Origin of the sequence: Citrobacter sp. wls826 (assembly GCF_005281245.1) — a bacterium.
GTDB classification, from domain to species: domain Bacteria; phylum Pseudomonadota; class Gammaproteobacteria; order Enterobacterales; family Enterobacteriaceae; genus Citrobacter; species Citrobacter braakii.
In genome coordinates this window covers 203,697-224,283 of sequence record NZ_SZWS01000055.1, presented here as the reverse complement: position 1 = coordinate 224,283, position 20,587 = coordinate 203,697, and the positions used below count along the sequence as shown (strand labels likewise).

Annotated in this window: 17 protein-coding genes; 10 read left to right on the top strand and 7 right to left on the bottom strand. The window is 52.6% G+C overall.

What is annotated here, in order from left to right; genetic code table 11:
- Positions 1 to 1,370 (bottom strand): L-lactate permease (locus FDW87_RS16870; protein WP_252363223.1); only part of this gene is annotated, 1,370 nt, incomplete at its 3' end.
- A gap of 580 nt (positions 1,371 to 1,950) precedes the next feature.
- Here FDW87_RS16870 and FDW87_RS16865 point away from each other — a divergent pair.
- Genes FDW87_RS16865 through FDW87_RS16855 form a run of 3 tightly spaced genes read left to right on the top strand, consistent with a single transcriptional unit; the run spans position 1,951 to position 4,793 of the window.
- Positions 1,951 to 2,670, top strand: coding sequence for a (Fe-S)-binding protein (locus FDW87_RS16865; protein ID WP_016155592.1), 720 nt, complete (start codon positions 1,951 to 1,953; stop codon positions 2,668 to 2,670).
- Between the two features lie 10 nt (positions 2,671 to 2,680).
- A complete protein-coding gene (locus tag FDW87_RS16860) occupies positions 2,681 to 4,108 on the top strand; it encodes a LutB/LldF family L-lactate oxidation iron-sulfur protein (protein WP_016151552.1) in 1,428 nt (475 codons plus the stop codon).
- Positions 4,101 to 4,793: a lactate utilization protein C gene (locus FDW87_RS16855; RefSeq protein WP_137379962.1), complete on the top strand. Its 693-nt coding sequence runs from the start codon at positions 4,101 to 4,103 to the stop codon at positions 4,791 to 4,793. The genes FDW87_RS16860 and FDW87_RS16855 overlap by 8 nt, the downstream gene beginning before the upstream one ends.
- 48 nt (positions 4,794 to 4,841) lie before the next feature.
- Here FDW87_RS16855 and gntP read toward each other — a convergent pair whose 3' ends face one another.
- Entirely contained in the window at positions 4,842 to 6,185 is a 1,344-nt protein-coding gene (gene gntP / locus FDW87_RS16850; protein WP_016151554.1) for a gluconate permease GntP, read from the bottom strand.
- A gap of 260 nt (positions 6,186 to 6,445) precedes the next feature.
- On the opposite strand from gntP, the gene uxuA reads away from it, so the two are divergent.
- The 5 genes from uxuA to FDW87_RS16825 all read left to right on the top strand — a co-directional run bounded on the left by uxuA (position 6,446) and on the right by FDW87_RS16825 (position 12,250).
- The gene (gene uxuA, locus FDW87_RS16845; protein WP_016151555.1) at positions 6,446 to 7,630 is read left to right on the top strand and encodes a mannonate dehydratase; all 1,185 of its coding nucleotides are present in this window, start codon (positions 6,446 to 6,448) and stop codon (positions 7,628 to 7,630) included.
- Positions 7,631 to 7,708: 78 nt separating this feature from the next.
- Positions 7,709 to 9,184, top strand: a complete 1,476-nt coding sequence (locus FDW87_RS16840) for a fructuronate reductase (protein ID WP_019078290.1) — start codon at positions 7,709 to 7,711, stop codon at positions 9,182 to 9,184.
- Between the two features lie 221 nt (positions 9,185 to 9,405).
- Complete coding sequence (gene uxuR, locus FDW87_RS16835; RefSeq protein WP_029139754.1) at positions 9,406 to 10,179, top strand: Uxu operon transcriptional regulator; 774 nt, start codon at positions 9,406 to 9,408, stop codon at positions 10,177 to 10,179.
- A 647-nt stretch (positions 10,180 to 10,826) separates the two neighbouring features.
- A complete protein-coding gene (locus FDW87_RS16830; RefSeq protein ID WP_047358398.1) occupies positions 10,827 to 11,036 on the top strand; it encodes a hypothetical protein in 210 nt (69 codons plus the stop codon).
- Between the two features lie 176 nt (positions 11,037 to 11,212).
- Positions 11,213 to 12,250, top strand: coding sequence for a porin (locus FDW87_RS16825; protein ID WP_047414552.1), 1,038 nt, complete (start codon positions 11,213 to 11,215; stop codon positions 12,248 to 12,250).
- A 59-nt stretch (positions 12,251 to 12,309) separates the two neighbouring features.
- Here FDW87_RS16825 and FDW87_RS16820 read toward each other — a convergent pair whose 3' ends face one another.
- The 4 genes from FDW87_RS16820 to FDW87_RS16805 form a co-directional block, all read right to left on the bottom strand.
- Entirely contained in the window at positions 12,310 to 12,711 is a 402-nt protein-coding gene (locus FDW87_RS16820; protein ID WP_049269974.1) for a hypothetical protein, read from the bottom strand.
- Between the two features lie 190 nt (positions 12,712 to 12,901).
- Complete coding sequence (locus FDW87_RS16815; protein WP_049269971.1) at positions 12,902 to 14,089, bottom strand: MFS transporter; 1,188 nt, start codon at positions 14,087 to 14,089, stop codon at positions 12,902 to 12,904.
- A 97-nt stretch (positions 14,090 to 14,186) separates the two neighbouring features.
- The gene (locus tag FDW87_RS16810) at positions 14,187 to 15,467 is read right to left on the bottom strand and encodes a DUF445 domain-containing protein (protein ID WP_049269969.1); all 1,281 of its coding nucleotides are present in this window, start codon (positions 15,465 to 15,467) and stop codon (positions 14,187 to 14,189) included.
- A gap of 75 nt (positions 15,468 to 15,542) precedes the next feature.
- Complete coding sequence (locus tag FDW87_RS16805; RefSeq protein ID WP_016151563.1) at positions 15,543 to 16,469, bottom strand: LysR family transcriptional regulator; 927 nt, start codon at positions 16,467 to 16,469, stop codon at positions 15,543 to 15,545.
- A gap of 219 nt (positions 16,470 to 16,688) precedes the next feature.
- Between FDW87_RS16805 and FDW87_RS16800 the strand changes: the two genes are divergently transcribed.
- The gene (locus tag FDW87_RS16800) at positions 16,689 to 17,921 is read left to right on the top strand and encodes a dicarboxylate/amino acid:cation symporter (protein WP_003019196.1); all 1,233 of its coding nucleotides are present in this window, start codon (positions 16,689 to 16,691) and stop codon (positions 17,919 to 17,921) included.
- 30 nt (positions 17,922 to 17,951) lie between these two features.
- On the top strand, positions 17,952 to 19,142 hold the full coding sequence (gene metC / locus FDW87_RS16795; RefSeq protein WP_016155600.1) for a cystathionine beta-lyase: 1,191 nt from the start codon (positions 17,952 to 17,954) through the stop codon (positions 19,140 to 19,142).
- A 92-nt stretch (positions 19,143 to 19,234) separates the two neighbouring features.
- On the opposite strand, the gene mdtM is transcribed toward metC, so the two are convergent.
- Positions 19,235 to 20,476, bottom strand: a complete 1,242-nt coding sequence (mdtM, locus tag FDW87_RS16790) for a multidrug efflux MFS transporter MdtM (protein ID WP_016151565.1) — start codon at positions 20,474 to 20,476, stop codon at positions 19,235 to 19,237.
- Positions 20,477 to 20,587: the final 111 nt, after the last annotated feature.

Here is a 20,587-nt window from a genome sequence, read left to right as displayed (position 1 = left end):
GCCGCCGCGAGCCAGTTGGGATCGATATGCAGTTTACTGGCGGCAATGGTTTGCAGTTTGCCGAACAAAATATTCGAGTTGGTATCGCTGCCGGTAACAAACGTGCCCAGCGCGCCAATCACCGGGGCGAGGAAGACGTAGGAACTGCCGGTCAGATCGACAATCGACTGGGCCAGCGTGGAGATAATCCCGCTGAGATCCATCACCGTGGCCAGCGCGACAATCGCCATAATCGCCACAATGGAATTTTTAAGCTGGAAAATGGTTTTGATAAATACTTCCAGCATCCCGCGTGCGGACGCTCCCTGAATAAAACCGCCGATAAGGGTCGCAAAGATGATCAGCATCCCCGGCGTGGTCACCCATTCAACTTTCAGCGCCAGCGTGTTGCCGTCGGCGAGCGTGAAATGCAGCACCGAGGCCAGTTGGGACGCCGCGCCTTTGATCGTCGGGAACAGCGGTGAGCACAGCAGGATAAAAACAAAAATAAACAGATAGATAGAGCCTACGCGGAACAACACTTTTGCCGAGCGCGGCGTGGTTTCGCGGGTATGGCTGACCTCAATGCGCCACTCGGGATCGGTTTTCCCTTTGCGCAGGCGGCTGACCATCGCCACGGCAAACAGGCTGACCAGGCTACCGGCAAAGGCGGGCAATTCCGCGCCAAGATGAATGGCGACAAAATATTGCGGAACCAGCGTGGTGATGCCGCAAATCAGCGTGATCAGAAATACGCCACGAATGGCTTTCAGGCCGCCGCCAATAATGCAGACAATGACAAACGGCAGCAGGATATTAAACAGCGCGAGCTGCAGAATAATGGTTCCACCTAAGGTATACACCGGCAGGTTAACCTGTTCCGCCAGAATAGAAACCGGGATCCCGACCGCGCCGAACGCGGTGGGAACGGTATTCGCCACGAGAGAAGCGATCGCCGCCTTCAGCGGGTTGAATCCCAGCGCAATAAGAATGCCGATCGGAATGGCAACCGCCGTGCCATAACCTGCCGCGGCTTCAAGGAATCCGCCGAAGCACCATGAAATCAGTAGCACCTGAATACGCTTATCTTCGCTAATGCTGGCGAGAATATCGCGCAGAATATCCAGCGCTTTGGTTGCCTGCATGACGTTATAACTGAAGATGGCGCCGAGGATCACAATCACAATCGGCCATAACCCCTTCAGGGCGCCATAGCCTATCGCGGCTTTCAGATTCTGTACGGGCATTTCCCAGAATATGGCCGACAGCGCGGCAGTGAATACCAAAGAGATCAACACGGAATAATGGATGGGCATTTTCAATTTCAATATTAAAAATACCATCAGTAGTAAAGGAGAGAGTGCCAGGGCAAACATAAAATATTCGTTCATTGCTATTCCTGATTGGTTCATTAAACCTGATTTATATTTATGGTGGGGAGGCTACATTGCTGGGTTAATAAAGTATGTAAACTGAATCGCTTCAGTGAATAAAGTAATTATGATTTGTAGTTTTGTAACTATTGTAATCTTTTAATTAAAATCCAATGCCAGGTAAATATACTTAAGAGTAAGCTGAATACCTATAAATAGTTATATGATAACCTTTTTAATAATGCTGGTGATGAGAATAGTAAGCACCTGAAACTGTTTTTAAGGTGTTCATAACGCTGTGGTTTTAAATATAAAAATGTGAGCGAGACCGAAAGAAATAAACCTGGTTGTTGCATATGGGGGTTGATTAGGGGATTATTTGGTTTTGTCATACAAATGAAAATACAGACATATGCGACTGTCCTGACTTAAGAAGCGGAGAGTCGGCATCAAAGGAAAACGACCCGAGCATCACCATGAACCCAGGCATTAGTAAAAACAGCAAACAGAAAAACTGGGCGTGAAATACGGCTGAACCTTTGCTTGATATCGCGATATCAAGCGCAATAAACAGAAATGAAGCAATGGAGTAGTTATTGTGAATGTAAATTTCTTTGTTACCTGCATTGGTGACGCACTGAAATCACGGATGGCACGAGACTCCGTATTGCTGCTGGAAAAACTGGGTTGTCGCGTTAATTTCCCCGAGAAGCAAGGGTGTTGCGGTCAGCCAGCCATTAACAGCGGTTACATCAAAGAGGCGATCCCTGGGATGAAAAACCTGATCGCCGCCCTGGAAGACAACGACGATCCGATTATCTCGCCAGCAGGCTCCTGTACCTACGCGGTAAAAAGCTATCCGACGTATCTGGCCGATGAACCGGAATGGGCGCTGCGTGCCGAAAAGGTTGCCGCGCGTATGCAGGATCTCACCTCCTTTATCGTCAACAAGCTGGGCGTGGTGGACGTCGGCGCCAGCCTGCAGGGCCGCGCTGTCTATCATCCCTCTTGTAGCCTGACTCGAAAGCTGGGGGTGAAGGAAGAGCCGCTCACGCTGCTGAAAAACGTGCGCGGGCTGGAGCTGCTGACGTTTGCCGATCAGGATACCTGCTGCGGCTTTGGCGGGACGTTCTCTGTCAAAATGGCCGAGATATCCGGCGAGATGGTGAAAGAGAAAGTCTTACATTTGATGGATGCGCAGCCGGAATATTTGATTGGCGCAGACGTCAGTTGCCTGCTGAACATTGGCGGTCGACTGCAACGGGAAGGCCAGCCGGTCAAAGTGATGCATATTGCTGAAGTGCTGATGAGCCGCTGAGGGGAAAGAGATGTCGATAAAAACCAGCGATGTAGAATTTAAACTGCGCATTCGTCAGCAGATAGAAGATCCGATCATGCGCAAAGCCGTGGCCAATGCGCAGGAGCGTATTGGCGCAAATCGACAAAAAATGGTCGATGAGTTAGGCCACTGGGAAGACTGGCGCGATCGTGCCAGCCAGATCCGCGATCACGTGCTGAGCAACCTCGACGCTTACCTGTATCAACTCTCCGAGAAAGTGACGCAAAACGGCGGCCACGTCTATTTCGCCAAAACCAAAGAAGAGGCCACCGCCTACATTCTGCAGGTCGCGCGCAGCAAAAACGCGAAGAAGGTGGTGAAGTCCAAGTCGATGGTGACCGAGGAGATCGGCGTCAACCATGTCCTGCAGGATGCGGGAATCCAGGTGATCGAAACCGATCTCGGGGAATACATCCTGCAATTGGATCAGGATCCACCTTCGCACGTCGTGGTCCCGGCTATTCATAAAGATCGCTATCAGATCCGCCGCGTGCTGAACGAGCGTCTGGGGTATGACGGCCCGGAAACCCCGGAAGCCATGACCTTGTTCATTCGCCAGAAGATCCGCGAGGATTTCCTGAGTGCCGAAATCGGTATTACCGGCTGTAACTTTGCCGTGGCGGAAACCGGTTCAGTATGCCTGGTGACCAACGAAGGCAACGCGCGCATGTGCACCACGCTGCCGAAAACGCACATTGCGGTGATGGGCATGGAGCGTATCGCGCCGACCTTTGCCGATGTGGATGTGCTGATCACCATGCTGGCGCGCAGCGCCGTGGGCGCTCGTCTGACGGGCTATAACACCTGGCTGACCGGCCCGCGTGAGGCGGATAACGTGGACGGACCGGAAGAGTTCCATCTGGTGATTGTCGATAACGGTCGCTCGCAGGTGCTGGGCTCTGAGTTTCGCGATGTGCTGCGCTGCATCCGCTGCGGGGCCTGTATGAACACCTGCCCGGCGTATCGCCACATCGGCGGACACGGCTATGGCTCGATCTATCCCGGCCCTATTGGCGCGGTGATTTCTCCACTGCTCGGCGGCTATAAAGATTTTAAAGACCTGCCGTACGCCTGTTCCTTATGCACGGCCTGCGACAGCGTCTGCCCGGTGCGTATTCCGCTGTCAAAACTGATCCTGCGTCATCGTCGGGTGATGGCCGAGGAGGGCATTACCCCGAAAGCCGAGCGACGGGCGATCAAAATGTTCGCTTATGCCAATAGCCATCCGGGGCTGTGGAAAGTCGGAATGATGGCGGGCGCGCATGCGGCAAGCTGGTTTATCAATGGCGGGAAAACCCCGCTCAAGGTTGGCGCGATTGGTGACTGGATGGAGGCGCGCGATCTGCCTGATGCTGACGGCGAGAGCTTCCGCAGCTGGTTTAAGAAACATCAGGCGCAGGAGAAAAAGAATGGATAACCGTACCGCGTTTTTAAACACCATCGCCCAGGCGCTGGGTCGCCTGCCGCGTTTCGAACCGCAAGCGGATGCCGCGCCGGTTAACAATTATGCCAACGAGCGCCTGACTGAACTTAGCCCGCAGCAGCGCTGCGATGCGTTTATCCAGTTCGCCAGCGAAGTGATGCTGGCCCGCTGTGAACTGACTCGCGAGGACCAGGCCGCAGAAGCAGCGCTACGCCTGTGTGAAGAATTGGGTCAGCCAGTAGTGCTGAGCGGCGACAGCCGACTGGTGGCGCTGGGCATCACCGAACGTTTGCAGCAGGAATGCAACGCCGTGGTCTGGGATCCGGCGCGAGGCAGCGAAAATATTACCGAGGCCGAGCAGGCGAAAGTCGGCGTAGTGTATGCCGAGTATGGCCTGACTGAGTCCGGCGGTGTGGTGCTGTTTTCCGCGCCGGAGCGCGGGCGTTCTTTGAGCCTGTTGCCGGAGTCCTCGATTTTCGTGCTGCGTAAAAGCACCATCCTGCCGCGCGTGGCACAACTGGCAGAAAAACTGCATCAGAAAGCGCAGGCCGGTGAGCGTATGCCGTCGTGCATTAATATTATCAGTGGACCCAGCTCGACGGCGGATATCGAGCTTATCAAGGTGGTTGGGGTGCATGGCCCGGTGAAGGCGGTGTATCTGATTATTGAGGATTGTTAAGGCAGGAGAAAGAACCGCTCTGGGCTGTGGGCCAGAGCGGTATCGACGTTATGCAATCATGCTGATGATCAACACGATTACCAGGCCAACCACGGAGTTCACCAGCTCCAGCAGACCCCAGGTTTTCAGCGTATCCTTCACCGACAGGTCAAAGTAGCCTTTGAACAGCCAGAACGAGGCGTCGTTGATATGGGTCAGGGTGTTGGAGCCAGCCGCCGTCGCCAGTACCAGCAACGCCGGATCGACGCCCACCAGTTGACCGGTTGCCGGGTCGAGAATGGCTGCGCTGATAATCCCCGCTGCCGTCATGGCTGAGACCACGCCCTGACCGGTTGCCAGACGAATAAGCACGGTTATCAACCACGCCATGATGTATGGCGAAATATTGCCGTGCGACATCAGCATGCCGATGGTATCGCCGATGCCGGTATCGATAATGGTCTGCTTCAGTACGCCGCCCGCGCCGATGATCAGGATCACCATAGCGATGCTTTTCACCGCGTTTTCAAAGGCGTTCATCACCCATTGCATGTCGTGACCACGCGCGGTACCAAACAGCACGAAGGCGACAATCATGGCGATAAACATCGCAATTGGCGAGGAGCCTAAGAAGTTGACCACTTCCCACGCCTGCGTTCCTTTCACCAGCCAGATGTTGGCGATGGTGGTGGAGATCATGATGATCGCCGGGATCAGCGGAACCAGAATAGAGATGCCGAAAGACGGTAGATTGTTCTGGTCAACCGGTACGTCGGCCTTCATGAATGACGGCGTCGGGCGATCGAGGTTGCCGAGGAACTTCGGCAGGATAAGCCCGGCGCAGATCACGCTCGGAATAGTCACCAGAATACCGTAGATGTAGACCATACCCATGTCAGCGCCGTAGGCGTTAACCAGCGCGACCGGACCAGGCTGCGGTGGGAACAGAGAGTGGGCGGTGGTGGCGGCGGCAACGGCAGGAATCGCCAGCTTGAGGAACGGGATCTTCGCTTCTGCGGCAATGACGATCACCAGCGGCGCCAGCATAATAAACGCCACTTCATAGAACATCGCCAGGCCAAAAATCAGACCAATAATGATCACCGAAAGCTGCACATAGCGCAGACCGAGTCGCGCCAGCAGCGTATGAGCAATCTGATGCGCCGCTCCGGAATCGACCATCAGCTTACCGATGACTGCCCCGAATACCACGATAATCGCCAACTCACCCAGCGTGCTGCCAAAGCCGGATTTCATGGTGTGCAGCAGCGCCATTAAGTCCATACCCGCCAGCATGCCGACCGAGAGCGCCGCCAGCAGCAGGGCGACCATCGAGTTTATTTTGAATCTTAGATTGAGCACCAGCATCAGACCGATGCCGAATACGACCCACAGAATATTGAGAACATGCATATAACGTCTACCTTTATTGGTTGAACTATTATGATTTTGGTTGAGATGTTATCTGTATTGGTTAACCATTGATGCGATGAATGTCACATTGCGTTACATGTTTACATCTTTACTGCGCTTTATGGCCGTAAAATGGCGATCTAATCAGCAAAAATCGTGATTTGGTTAACCAATTCATTCCTTCAGGTTGACATGTCATACCAAAAGGAGGAATTTATGTGCCATATCGTCGAGTCCATAACGTAAATGAGGAATAAAAGATGGAACAGACATGGCGCTGGTATGGTCCTAACGATCCGGTCACCTTAGCGGATGTACGTCAGGCGGGTGCCACGGGCGTGGTCACCGCCTTGCACCATATCCCGAACGGGGAAGTGTGGACGGTTGATGAGATCCTAAAACGTAAAGCCATTATTGAGCAGGCGGGCCTGGTCTGGTCGGTCGTCGAAAGCGTACCGATCCACGAAGATATTAAAACCCGTTCTGGTAACTATCAGCAGTGGATCGCCAACTATCAGCAAAGCCTGCGTAACCTGGCCCAGTGCGGCATTCGTACCGTGTGCTACAACTTCATGCCGGTTCTCGACTGGACCCGTACCGACCTGGAATACGTCCTGCCGGACGGCTCCAAAGCGCTGCGTTTTGACCAGATTGAATTTGCCGCCTTTGAGCTGCACATCCTCAAACGTTCGGGCGCGGAAGCGGATTACACCGCCGAAGAGATTGCTCAGGCGAATGAACGCTTCGCCACCATGAGCGATGAAGACAAAGCGCGTCTGACCCGCAATATCATCGCCGGTCTGCCAGGCGCGGAAGAGGGCTATACGCTTGACCAGTTCCGCCAGCATCTTGCGCGTTATAAAGATATCGATAAAGCCGCACTGCGCGAGAACTTTGCCGTCTTCCTGAAAGCAATTATTCCTGTGGCGGAAGAAGCGGGCGTGCGGATGGCGGTACACCCGGACGATCCGCCGCGCCCAATCCTCGGCCTGCCGCGCATTGTTTCCACCGTGGAAGATATGCAATGGATGGTCGATACGGTCAACAGCATGGCGAACGGTTTTACCATGTGCACCGGCTCCTACGGCGTCCGGGCGGACAACGATCTGGTCGACATGATCAAACAGTTTGGCCCACGCATTTACTTCACCCACCTGCGCTCCACGCTGCGTGAAGATAACCCGAAAACCTTCCATGAAGCGGCGCATCTTAACGGCGACGTCGATATGTACGAAGTCGTGAAAGCGATCGTTGAGGAAGAGCAGCGCCGTAAAGCCGAGGGTAAAGAGGACCTGATCCCAATGCGTCCGGACCACGGCCATCAGATGCTTGACGATCTGAAAAAGAAAACCAACCCAGGCTACTCCGCGATTGGTCGCCTGAAAGGGCTGGCGGAAGTGCGTGGCGTTGAGATGGCTATCCAGCGCGCTTTCTTTAGCCGCTAAAGCGAGTTGCCGGTCACCTGTCTGGCCGGCTTTTTCTTTTCTCTTCCGTTGGTCATTCAACGGGTTCTGGAGTTCACGATGACAACGACAATTGCCAATAGCAACCTGCCGGTTGCTCGCCCTGCATGGGACAGCTCGCGCCTGCAATCCCGCATTGTTCACCTGGGATGCGGCGCATTTCACCGCGCGCATCAGGCGCTGTACACCCATCATCTGCTGGAAACCACCGACAGCGACTGGGGGATCTGTGAAGTTAACCTGATGCCGGGTAACGATCGCGTCCTGATTGAAAACCTGCGCAAACAGCAACTGCTGTATACCGTGGCGGAAAAAGGCGCGGACAACACCGTGCTGAAAGTGATTGGCTCGATGAAAGAAGCGTTGCACCCGGAGCTTGACGGCTGTGATGGTATTTTACAGGCTATGGCGCGCCCGCAGACGGCAATTGTCTCGCTGACGGTCACGGAAAAAGGCTACTGCACCGATGCTGCCAGCGGACAGTTAGATCTCAATAACCCGCTGATTAAACACGATCTGGCGAATCCAGGCGCGCCGAAATCGGCGATTGGTTACATCGTACAGGCGCTGCATCTGCGTCGTGAGCAAGGGCTTGCGGCCTTTACCGTGATGTCTTGCGATAACGTGCGTGAAAATGGTCATGTGGCGAAAGTCGCGGTGCTGGGTCTGGCGCAGGCGCGCGACCCGCAGCTGGCGCAGTGGATTGAGGCTAACGCCACTTTCCCGTGCACCATGGTAGACCGCATTGTTCCGGCGGCGACGCCAGAAACGTTGCAAGAGATTGCCGACCAGTTGGGGGTGTACGATCCGTGTGCTATCGCCTGTGAGCCATTCCGTCAGTGGGTTATCGAAGATAACTTTGTCAACGGTCGCCCTGACTGGGACAACGTTGGTGCGCAGTTCGTTGCCGATGTGGTACCGTTTGAAATGATGAAACTGCGTATGCTCAACGGCAGCCACTCTTTCCTCGCGTATTTGGGCTATCTCGGCGGCTATGAAACTATCGCTGATACCATGACAAATCCGGCGTATCGCAAAGCGGCGTTCGCGCTGATGATGCAGGAGCAAGCGCCGACGCTGTCGATGCCGGAAGGCACCGATCTTAACGCCTATGCGACGCTGCTCATTGAGCGTTTCAGCAACCCATCACTGCGTCACCGCACCTGGCAGATTGCGATGGACGGCAGCCAGAAATTGCCGCAGCGCCTGCTGGATCCGGTGCGTCTGCATCTGCAAAACGCCAGCGACTGGCGTCACCTGGCGCTGGGCGTGGCGGGCTGGATGCGCTACACCCGTGGCGTGGATGAACAGGGGCAGGCCATTGATGTTGTCGACCCCTTGCTGGCTGAGTTCCTGCGCATTAACCAACAGTTCCAGGGGGCCGAACGCGTGACGGCGCTGCTGGGGCTGAGCGGCATTTTTGGCCATGATCTGGCGGAAAACGCTGATTTTGTTGAGACAATTATCGCGACATATCAACAGCTGTGTGAACACGGTGCACGCGAGTGCGTTGCGGCGTTAGGCGCTGACGCATAATCCCCGAAGTATGACGGGTCAATCAAAATGCTGATTTGGTTGACCCGTTTTCTGTTTTTGGCTTCCCGCAAATGCTATAGTTCAGGCGAAAAAATGTTTTTTGTAGGCTTGATAAGATGCGTCAGCGTCGCCATCAGCCAACGGCACAGGTGCCGGTTGGCAGCGCATGTGCCTTATCCGGCCTACGGATCTGAATTGACGCATCTGACGGACATAACACGATGAAATCGAACACTTCTCAACAAAGACCCTACCAGGAAGTGGGTGCAATGATCCGCGATCTGATTGTCCAGACGCCGTACCAGCCCGGGGAGCGTTTGCCGCCGGAACGTGAAATTGCTGAGATGCTCAATGTCACTCGCACGGTGGTTCGCGAAGCGTTAATTATGCTGGAAATTAAAGGTCTGGTGGACGTGCGTCGCGGCGCCGGGATCTACGTACTCGACAATGCAGATGCGCAGACCATCGACAGTACGGATGTCAATCATTGCAATGACGCGGGTCCGTTTGAGCTGCTGCAGGCGCGACAGCTGTTGGAAAGCAATATCGCCGAATTCGCCGCGCTGCAGGCTACCCGTGAAGATATCGTTAAAATGCGCCAGGCGTTACAGCTGGAAGAGCGGGAGCTGGCCTCCAGCGAAGCGAACGGTTCTGAAAGCGGCGACATGCAGTTCCATCTCGCCATAGCCGAAGCCACGCATAACAGCATGCTGGTGGAGCTGTTTCGCCAGTCATGGCAGTGGCGTGAAAACAACCCGATGTGGATCCAGCTCCATAGCCACCTCGACGATACCCATTACCGTAAAGAGTGGATGGGTGACCACAAACAGATCCTGGCGGCATTAATCAAAAAGGATGCCCGCGCAGCTAAGCTGGCAATGTGGCAGCATCTGGAAAACGTCAAACAGCGCCTGCTGGAGTTTTCAAATGTTGATGACATCGACTTTGATGGTTATCTGTTTGATTCTTGGCCGCTGGATAAAGTTAACGCCTGATTTTCCTTCCTCTCCCATGCGGGCTGTTGCAGCCCGCGCGACACTTTTCAGCACAAAAGCTTATTGCATAACAACGCTTTTTTCTCGTCATGAACGTCACGTAAAAAAAGGTTTCCATCACCTCAGATGATGATTTTTCCGTCGTCGTTACGCGGTGAAAATTGATTTATATCAATTAAAAACAACTTATTTTTGCATGCGAAAAAATGCATCGTTTACCTTATTTTTACCTTTCCGTGCTTATTTTTAGACAAAACGGGCCTGTGTTAAGTGAGAATCAAACTGATTTCCGCGGTGGTCAGAGCGAGGCTGCCCGGAATAACAGTGCATAAAAACAGGCGCTTCACGGAAATGTAGACATTAATAACGGCACGTAACTTATTGGCTGTAATGATGTTTTGATTTGAGGTCATGTTTATTGTCAATAGTTCTGGCTTTTTTAATCAAATGAATAAAAGTGAATATATGTAAAGTTAAAATTACACATTATTCTATAATCAAGTTATCTTTCATTTGAAATGCTGTTCCAGTTTTTTGTCCGTTATTAACAGTTTCATTACTATTGTCACTGTATTTTGCCGTTGACATGTTTTTACACTGACTGCATATTTCATCGCCATAAGCGTGTTTGCGTTCAGGAGATGATAATGCCCTCTCGAGATTACCCCGATATTAGAAAGGCCAGGGGTACCCGTTCAAAAGATATGGTTCTTTTAAGTGCCCGTGTCGATACCTCTCTGTGGGAATATGTTCGTACGCTGGCATTTGAAACCCGTAAAAGTAAACAAGATATTATTGCCGAAGCAATAATGTTATATCGCTCTGTTAATGAGAGCGTAAGCGAAGAATCCAAGTAATTACTCTCTGTTCGGGTTTTATTTAACCCAAAATGATATGTGTCTTGCCACTTTATTATTACCTTCATTGGTGTGTTAGAGGTTTTCCCCTTTTCCATAGGGGGCTTTTTTATGCGGGTATTCTGCCTTCATAACAAAGTTGATAGCAAAATTCACAATTAAAAGTGAGTAATAACATGAAAAAGTCAGCAATGGCATTAGCTGTAATGGTATTAGGGGTAACCTCCGTTCATGCAGCGGAAATTTATAATAAAGATGGCAACAAACTGGATCTGTACGGCAAAGTAAAAGCGGTCCATTCCTGGACTGGCGGCACCGATGCCGACGGTACATACGCGCGTCTGGGTTTTCGCGGTGAGACACAAATCAACGATCAACTGACCGGTTATGGCCAATTTGAAAGTCAGTTTGATGCCTCTAAAGCAGAAGGTTCTCAGAATGGCGTCAATACACGTCTGGCGTTTGCTGGCCTGGATTATGGCCATGACGTTAGCTTTGACTACGGTCGTAACTACGGTATTGCTTACGACGTGGGAGCTTACACTGACACTCTTTCAGAGTTCGGCGGCGACTCTTTTGAAGATGCTGACCGCTTCCTTACTTCACGTACTTCTGGCGTTGCAACACTCCGCACCAAAAATCTCTTTGGAGCCGTTGATGGTCTGAACATTGGTGCGCAATACCAGGGTAAAGGTGATGCCAACTCGGAAGACCCGACAAAACCTAATTTGACTAAGCAGCACGGTAACGGCTACGGCTTCTCCCTGGGCTATGACAACATTGCGGATTCCGGCGTGTCTGCTATTGCGACCTACACAAATAGTTCAATCACAGCAGCCCAAAAGAAAGGCAATAAAGACGGTAAATGGGATGGCGAAAACGCAGAGTTCTGGGGCGCGGGTCTGAAATATGATGCTAATGCCATCTACGTCGCGACCATGTACGGTGAGTCCCACAACCTGATTCAGGATGCGGATAAAGCTGAGCACTTTGAAGCAATGGCTGCGTATGTGTTTGATTTTGGTCTGCGTCCGAACGTGGGTTACGTTCACGCGCGTGACAACAACAATAATGACCTGACTGAATACGTAGCGTTGGGCACGGATTACTACTTCAACAAAAACATCGTGGCTGATGTGGGTTACAAAATTAACCTGCTCGATGGCAAAGACGACGACAACCAGGTTGTTGCAGGTCTGACCTATCAATTCTAATTTGTTGTACTAGCATAAAAGGCGTCTTAGTTAAGACGCCTTTTTTACCTCTGCCGTGTTTAAACTGGCTGACTCTCTTTCACCTGTACACCGCTAAACAGCCATTGCCAGATGCCCACTTTTACCCATGCGACCACGCAGAGAATCAGGTAAAAAAGTGGATTATGCGTAATGGTAACGTACATGACCTCCATTAAATCCACATGCAAATTTCCGGCAATTGCCATATTGATAACAAAAATTGAGGCTACCGCGCTGGCCAGTAAAATAAATACGGCCTGAAGCTGGGTTATCTCTGGTAACCTGCCAGAGGCCCATTGCCATAAAAATGTTGTTGTTAACAGGAATATAAGAAACAATCCTAACGCGCCAAACAGGCCAAAGTCTTTATAATCCTTTAGCGTGCCAATTAAACCCACCAAAATAATTAACCCCAGTAGTATTTTTTTAAACCATGACATGTACTTTTCCCGAAGATAGTGTTGATGCTGAGTTAATATGTCCATTTTTACGCATTTTAAATTGAGTTTATAAATGAACAGCCGGGAATTATAAATTGTCTGGCGGGTAATTGCTGATTATTTGTGGTTTATTAAATGTTGACATTTGATTGCGGACTAATCCTAAGATACCTGTTTATAAGGTTGTCGATTATACCCTTTTGGGGGAGGCGAAACGCTGTTTGTATAATTGTGTGAGGCTGATCAGTGCCGCAATAAACAAGGCGACGGCACCGCATAGCGTGGCATTAACGATCGCTTGAGCGCCGCTTCCTAGCAGGCTGGTTAAGAGCGGCCCGAGTATTTGCCCAATACCGTAAGTCAGGGTGACCAGGCCCAGCAGATTAATATTGCGCGGTACGCTAAGTTGACGGGCGAGCGGCATGACCAGCGAAGTGGTCCCCATAAACGTTGCGCCAAAACCCACGCTGCTTATCACCAGCAGCGGCAAGGAGTCGCTGGCGAGCGTCATGACCACGCAGGCACTTTGGATCAGTAAATTCGCCGTCAGGCATTGCAATACCCCCCAGCGTCGGGCAGCCCACAGCCAGGCGAAACAACCCGGAATAATCGATATGCCGACCAACGACCAGAGATGGGCCGTCAGCAGCGGCGACCCGGCACTTTTCGCCATCAGTGGCAGGTATGTAGCGACAATGATGTAGCCAAATCCGGCCAACCCATACAGTAGCGCCAGCAGCCACCAGGACATAGGCTGATGCTCTGTTTTTACCGGTGTGGCGGCGGGAAGCGCATGGTCGCGAGATGGCAGGAGCATAACGAGTAGCACAAAGAACAGCGCGGAGGCTGCCGCTGCCCCCAGCCAGAGCGTGTGTGATGACAGCGCAAAATGCAGACCGCTGATGACATATTCATTGCCCAGCAAAATGCCTGCGCCAACGCCGGAGAACAATGCGGCGATCACGAAGGGATGCCGGGTATGATGCAGGACGATCATCGAACCAAAAATCATCATACCGGCACTGGCGACGCCTGCCAGAAAACGGATCAGCATCACCAGCGTGGGCTGCTTAACGCTTGCCATTGCCAGAATCAACCCTGCGGTAGCGAGCGCAGAAGTTAACAACATCGGGCGTAAACGTGAGGGAAGATGGAAGAGCCCGAAGGAGAAGAGCAGGCTTCCCGCCAGATATCCGGCGTAGTTGGCGCTGGCAATCCAGGAGAGCTGGTCAAACGTAAACTGACCTTCCGACAGCAGTACCGGGAGCATCGGCGTATACAGAAAGCGTCCAATTCCCATGCCCAGCGTTAAGACCAGCATGCCAAAGAGCGCGACGCTGATGGCATGACGATTTGAATCGGGGCTTCCCTGGGACATACGGACTCTCATTTCACGCTGTTAGTTTGATAATTGTTATATTACATGTGCAAATGATAATGAAAAGTAAAATAAAAACAGGGATTTTACTTTCTCCTTAAAAATTCGCCAGCGTCAGCAGGGAAGGAATTTGCGACAACAGATATAACACCAGCCCAATAGAACCGCCGACCAGCGTGCCGTTGATGCGGATAAACTGTAAATCTTTGCCGATGTTTAGCTCAATTTGCTGCGACATATCGCGCGCATCCCAGCTTTTCACCGTGTCGCTGATGTGGCGCGTCAGGAAGGTGGCGAACTCCGGCGCAACTTTATACGCGGCCTGCTCCAGATGCCCATTCAGTGAGGCGCGCAGGGCGCTGTCGGCAACCAGTGTTTCGCCGAACCACTGTCCGGCGCTGGCGATGCGCTGCTTCACGCGCGAATCGTCAGCGTTAATGTCGGTTTTCACCCACTGGCGCAGGTCTGCCCACAGTTCGCCAAGATAACGGTTGAAGGCTTCGTCTTCCTTCAGATAGTTTTTCATGCTTTCGGCCCGCACGGCCATCTCCGGATCGTGTTTGAGCTTATCGATTAGCTTAAACGTGGCGCGGTCGAAGGCGTGGCGGATCTGATGCGCCCGATCGTGGCTGATGTCATCCAGTAAGGAATTAACGGCATCAGACACCAGTTCGGCGCTGTGCTCGCCCAGCCATTCAGTCGGCAGGATCTTCGCTTTCAGCGGATGCTCGGTCTCCAGCCAGTGCACGATCTGTCGGGCGATAAACGCCCGCGAGCTGTCGCGCTGGAGCAGGGCGATAAGTTGGGCGATCAATGTGTCGAGCAACACCTGATGGCGATTGTTTTTGGTCATGCTTTCCAGCATCAGCGCGCTGGTACCGGAGAGATCGACCTTGTCGATGGCTTTGTGCACCGCCCGCTTGATCAGCCGCTGAATGCGGGTGTCGTCGGTGAGTTCGAGAAAACCGCTCATGATCTGCAGCAGATGCTGGCCAATTCGCTGGGCGTTTTCCGGTTGGCTGAACCAGTTACCGATCAACAACGCCGGTTCATGGCGGCGGATCAGGGCGATCAGGGACTGGGTGTCGAGAAATTTTTCCTGCACAAACTGACCAAGATTCTCCCCGATCCGATCCTTATTGCGCGGGATAATCGCCGTATGTTGCGAGATAAACGGGATTGGTACCCGTCGAAAAAGCGCCACCACGGCGAACCAGTCCGCCAGCGCGCCGACCATCGCCGCTTCGGCGATCGCTTTGATCCCGAGCACCCAGAAGTTAGGCGGCAGAAACAGCGTGATGACGAAGGTAGCGGCGGCAATCAGCAGCAATGAGAGCGCCAGTCGCTTGGCGCGTTTGAGTTCAGCAATTTTATTCATAGGCTTAAGGATAGAGCCAGACGGGGGGATCGCGCAAAAAATGTGGAGCGCCTCCCATTTTCAGGCGAGCAAAGCTTACTCCGGGATCCAGTTGTCCCAGGCGGGTAAGGGGCCGAGTTCCGCCACCAGAAAATCGATAAACGATCGCACCTTCGGATTGCTGTACTTACTGGGAAAATAGAGCGCATACAGGGCGTGGGTTTCGCAGGTGATGGTGCCGTCGAGCATCAGCGGCGTTATCTCTTCTTTTTGAATATGATCGCCAATCAGATAGGTGGGCAAATACGCCACTCCCTGATCTTCTAACACCGATTTCAGCAATACCAGACTGCTGTTGGCCTGGATAGGCATATGCAGTTTTAACTGATGCAGACGATCCTGTTCATCCGCCACCTTCAGCACTGGCGTGAGACCTGGGTAAACCAGGCAATCATGATTGACCAGATCGCTACGACGCTGGGGCATGCCTTTTTTGGCAAGGTAGCCGGGTGAGGCGCAGTATGCCCAGCGGACAGGCACCAGCTTGCGCATTGCGTAGTTCTGCGGTGGTGCGGTGGAGATTCGCAGGGCGATGTCGAAATCCGTTTCGTTCAGATTCACGAAGTTATCGTTGAGATCGATATACAGATTCACATCTGGGAACTGGGAACGATATTTATCCACCAGGTTCACCAGCCGGGAATAACCAAACGCAATTGAGCAGGTTATGCGTAATTCACCCTGCGGGCTGTGGTAATAACCGGAGGTGGTATTCAGCGTTTCATCGAATTCTTTCAAAAGCTTATTGGCGCGGTTAAAGAGATATTGCCCGGCATCGGTCAGGGTAATACTGCGGGTGGTACGTTTAATTAATGTCGTGCCTAACGTATCTTCCATTGCCGCCAGGCTTTTGCTGACCGCAGATGGCGAGACGTTGAGCTGCGCCGCGGCTTCTGACAATCCTCCGCAGTCGACGATTTTAATGAAAAACTCCAGATGCTTGAGTGAAATCGGCGTACTCATAGTTTCCTTTTATTCACAAGTGATTTGCAAAAACGGTACGAATAGGCCGTTACATTCGCGTTTTAAACATGCAACTATTGAATCACAGGAAACAACTTGCTGGCAAAATGAAAAAATAACAACTTAGGTGAGTTACGTCACAAAATAAAAGGAGGCGAAACGGAAACTCATCACATTGTGAATTTAATCTCATTAAATATTATTCTAAAGGTACCGATTATGTGGTCACGACTCGAACCCTACAGATCGTCGATTATTTTATTAGTTGCTCTGGTGATTGGCGGCTTATTAGGTATTTATGCCCCCTCGTTTGCAAGTAAACTCCAGCCAATCGGCCAGATATTCTTAAATCTGCTATTTATGATTATTGTGCCGCTGGTGGGGATCAGCGTCATGTCTTCGATCGCCAGTATGACCGACCTGAAAAGGCTGGGGCGCATTATGGCGATTATCTTTATTGTTTCGATCGCAATGGCCTTTATTCCGGCTGCCGGGATCGTTGCGCTGGCGCTATGGTATAACCCGGCGCAGGGCGTCACTATCGATCTTTCGCAGTCGGTGCAGGCGGGCAGCGGTAAGATGGATTTTGTCAGCATGATCACGACCAGCGACTTTATCGGACTGTTTTCTAAGTCCAATATTCTGGCGCTGATTGTGATGGCGATTATTGCTGGTGTGGCGATTGGTCAATCGGATCAGGCCGGTAAGCGTATTGCGTCGTTGCTGGAAGATGCCAATACCGTGATCATGAAGATCGTTTCGATCATTATGAAGGTCGCGCCGATTGGCCTGGGCTGCTATTTCGCTGCCACTATGGCCAGTCAGGACTCTGCACTGCTGCTGACCTTTGCTCGCGCCATCGGTCTGTTCATGGTGGCCACGCTGGTCTACTTTGTTTTTGGCTCAATTCTCTATTCGTATATTGGCGGCGGTATTCCGGCGGTCAAAGCCTTCTGGCGTAATGCGATTGAACCGTCTGCGACTGCGCTGGGGACTTGCTCTTCGCTGGGGACTCTCCCGGTGACGCTGCGTGCCGGTAAGGCGATGGGGATTAACCCGGAAATCGTTGATGTCTCCATTCCGCTACTGGTTAACCTGAACAAAGGTGGCGTGGCGATGATTGCCGCGCTGAAAATTGTCTTTATCTATTCCGTGCTGGGCATGGAGTTCACCACCGAGACCTTCTTCCTGACCATGCTGATTGCGGTGCTCTCCGCCATTATCGTCGGCGGCGTACCGGGCGGGGCATTCCTCGGTGAAATCTTTATCGTCACTACGCTGGGCCTGCCAATGGAAGCGATCCCGATGTTAGTAGTGCTGGGCACGATTACCGATGCGCCTGCCACACTGATTAACGTTATCCATGATTTGAATGCGGCGCAGATTGTTGAACGGTTCGCTGGAAAAAAGCAGACCAACACTGAAATAAACTCTACTGCTGCGGTGGTATAGGTTTCACACGGATTAAGAACAGGAGATGTTATGAAAGACGCAATGAAGCTTGAGACGCAATTGGTTGTTGCGGGTCGCGACAAACGCTACACCCAGGGAGCGGTGAATCCGGTTATCCAGCGCGCTTCTTCGCTGGTGTTTGATACCGTGAAAGACAAAAAATTCGCCACCGCCAATCGCGCAAATGGCGAGCTGTTTTACGGCCGTCGCGGAACCTACACCCACTTTGCCTTCCAGAAGGCAATGAGCGAACTGGAAGGCGGCGTTGGCTGCGCGCTTTACCCGTGCGGCGCTGCGGCGGTGACCAATGCGATTCTGGCGTTTGTTCAGGGTGGCGATCATATTTTGATGACGGGCGCGGCCTACGAGCCAACCCAGGATTTTTGCAATAAGATCCTGAGTAAATTCAATGTGGAAACAACGTATTACGATCCGTTGATTGGTGCTGGTATCGTTGATCTTCTGCGTCCGGAAACGAAAGTTGTATTCCTCGAATCGCCAAGTTCGATCACCATGGAAGTCCAGGATGTACCGGGGATGGTGAAAGCTATCCGCGCGGTTAATCCGGAGATTGTCATTATGATCGACAACACCTGGGCGGCGGGTGTGCTGTTCAAAGCGCTGGAATATGGCGTGGATATTTCCATTCAGGCGGGAACGAAGTACACCATCGGTCATTCGGACGGCATGCTGGGCACGGCGGTCTCCAACGCGCGTTGTTGGGATCGTCTGCGCGAGAACTCCTATTTGATGGGACAAACTCTGGATGCTGATACGGCCTACAACGGCAGCCGTGGATTGCGCACCCTGGCGGTACGTCTTAAGCAGCATCAGGAGAGCAGTATCCATATTGCCCGCTGGCTGTCGGCAAGGCCGGAAGTGGCGCGGGTGAATCATCCGGCATTACCGGAATGCCCGGGGCACGAGTATTTTCAGCGTGACTTTGCCGGAAGCTCAGGCCTGTTCTCGTTTGTGCTGAAAAAGAGACTGACCGACGAGCAGATGGCGAATTTCCTCGATAACTTCTCGCTGTTCCATATGGCCTATTCGTGGGGTGGATTTGAGTCGCTTATTCTGGCGAATCAGCCGGAAGAGCTGAACAGCATTCGCCCAGCCGGAGAGGTGGATTTCAGCGGCACCCTGGTCAGGGTGCATATTGGCCTTGAGGATATTGGCGACCTGATTGCCGATCTGGAAGCAGGGTTTGCGCGCATTGCTTAAGATAATGTGATGGTTGCCGGATGCGGCGCAGGCGCCTTATCCGGCCTATCACTACGACATAGGCCGGATAAGCGTCAGTGCCATCCGGCAGGTTAGTTTTCAGTGGCTAACGTTGTTGTTTCATGCTGGCGAACCCGTTTCAGTAAGCCTGCCAGGGTAAAGACGACAGCAATACCCGCCGCAACCGCCAGCAGATGAAACGAAATCCTGCCGCCGTTAAACCACAGCCAACGTCCGATTTCGACAGAAACCGCCATCACCGTCAGGATGACCATATTCAGCGACGCCGAGACCGTACCCTTCGGTAAGTTGTTGGAAAACAGCGTAAAGCGGAACAGCGTCGGAAAGATCATACCAATGCCAAACGCATACAGGCTGGTTCCCAGCACCGACCACAGCCAGACGTGTGGCCACAGCAAATTGCCGGCAATCAGCACCGCCAGTCCGCTCAGTTGAATGGGTGCCGCCCGCCAGATAAAGCGTGGCTGGGTTGGATCCTTCACAAAACGAACAACCACCATATTGGCGACGATCACCGCGCCAAAGACCGGTGCCTGCGCCCAGGCGAACTCTGATGTGCTCATACCGCCAGCGTCGATCAGGATCACCGGCGAGACCGCCACCCAGCTCATCATCGGGATATAGCTTAACGACAGCGTGGCTGCGCCAAACAAGAACACCCGGTTGCGGAAAACGTCGCGGAAATCACGCAGTACGCCGCGTGCACTGAACGGCACCGCGCCGCGCTTAACGGTTTCCGGCATTGCTAACGCTAGCCCTATCAGGGCGATAAGCCCCATGGCGGCGATAATGGCGAACAGGACTTTCCAGTGTACAAAGTGCATCAGCGCTGCGCCGGAGAGCGGGCCGATAACCGGCGCAACCAGCACAATGGAGGTGATTATCGCCATTAACTTTATGGCCTTCGTTTGCCCAAACGCTTCCTGCACCGTGACATAGCCAACGGTAGCGATAAAGCAGATGCTGGTGCCCTGTACAAATCGGGCGACCAGAAATTGCGTCATTGAGGTGGTCAATAGCGTGGCAGCGCAGGCGAGCGTAAAAATTAACGCCCCCGCAATCAGCACCGGTCGACGGCCAATCCGGTCGGAGAGCGGTCCCAGCAGCCATTGCAGCGCCATGCCGCCAGCCAGATAGAGGCTCACCGCAGCGGGGGCCAGGCTGACGTCGGCGTTGAAATCACGCACCACATTGATGATGCCTGGCTGGATCAGGTCCGTCGACAGATAGGCGGCGAAGTCATATAAAATCAACGCGACAGGAAAAAATAGCGTCGTGGTGCGTTGGGAGAAAAACGCGAGAATCCGTTGCATAAAACAGCTCCTTTTCGGGAGAAAACCCTCAACGGGAATAGCGAAATTCAATACCGTCTTTGAGACGTCAGACCGATGACAGAAAAAAGCAGACTGCAAATGTACTGAATT

What these genes read in the sequence shown, in the direction of transcription:
- FDW87_RS16860 (WP_016151552.1), top strand. Translation starts at nt 2,681, where the DNA reads ATGTCGATAAAAACCAGCGATGTAGAATTTAAACTGCGCATTCGTCAG.
- FDW87_RS16855 (WP_137379962.1), top strand. Translation starts at nt 4,101, where the DNA reads ATGGATAACCGTACCGCGTTTTTAAACACCATCGCCCAGGCGCTGGGT.
- gntP (WP_016151554.1), bottom strand. Translation starts at nt 6,185, where the DNA reads ATGCATGTTCTCAATATTCTGTGGGTCGTATTCGGCATCGGTCTGATG.
- uxuA (WP_016151555.1), top strand. Translation starts at nt 6,446, where the DNA reads ATGGAACAGACATGGCGCTGGTATGGTCCTAACGATCCGGTCACCTTA.
- FDW87_RS16840 (WP_019078290.1), top strand. Translation starts at nt 7,709, where the DNA reads ATGACAACGACAATTGCCAATAGCAACCTGCCGGTTGCTCGCCCTGCA.
- uxuR (WP_029139754.1), top strand. Translation starts at nt 9,406, where the DNA reads ATGAAATCGAACACTTCTCAACAAAGACCCTACCAGGAAGTGGGTGCA.
- FDW87_RS16830 (WP_047358398.1), top strand. Translation starts at nt 10,827, where the DNA reads ATGCCCTCTCGAGATTACCCCGATATTAGAAAGGCCAGGGGTACCCGT.
- FDW87_RS16825 (WP_047414552.1), top strand. Translation starts at nt 11,213, where the DNA reads ATGAAAAAGTCAGCAATGGCATTAGCTGTAATGGTATTAGGGGTAACC.
- FDW87_RS16820 (WP_049269974.1), bottom strand. Translation starts at nt 12,711, where the DNA reads ATGTCATGGTTTAAAAAAATACTACTGGGGTTAATTATTTTGGTGGGT.
- FDW87_RS16815 (WP_049269971.1), bottom strand. Translation starts at nt 14,089, where the DNA reads ATGTCCCAGGGAAGCCCCGATTCAAATCGTCATGCCATCAGCGTCGCG.
- FDW87_RS16810 (WP_049269969.1), bottom strand. Translation starts at nt 15,467, where the DNA reads ATGAATAAAATTGCTGAACTCAAACGCGCCAAGCGACTGGCGCTCTCA.
- FDW87_RS16805 (WP_016151563.1), bottom strand. Translation starts at nt 16,469, where the DNA reads ATGAGTACGCCGATTTCACTCAAGCATCTGGAGTTTTTCATTAAAATC.
- FDW87_RS16800 (WP_003019196.1), top strand. Translation starts at nt 16,689, where the DNA reads ATGTGGTCACGACTCGAACCCTACAGATCGTCGATTATTTTATTAGTT.
- metC (WP_016155600.1), top strand. Translation starts at nt 17,952, where the DNA reads ATGAAAGACGCAATGAAGCTTGAGACGCAATTGGTTGTTGCGGGTCGC.
- mdtM (WP_016151565.1), bottom strand. Translation starts at nt 20,476, where the DNA reads ATGCAACGGATTCTCGCGTTTTTCTCCCAACGCACCACGACGCTATTT.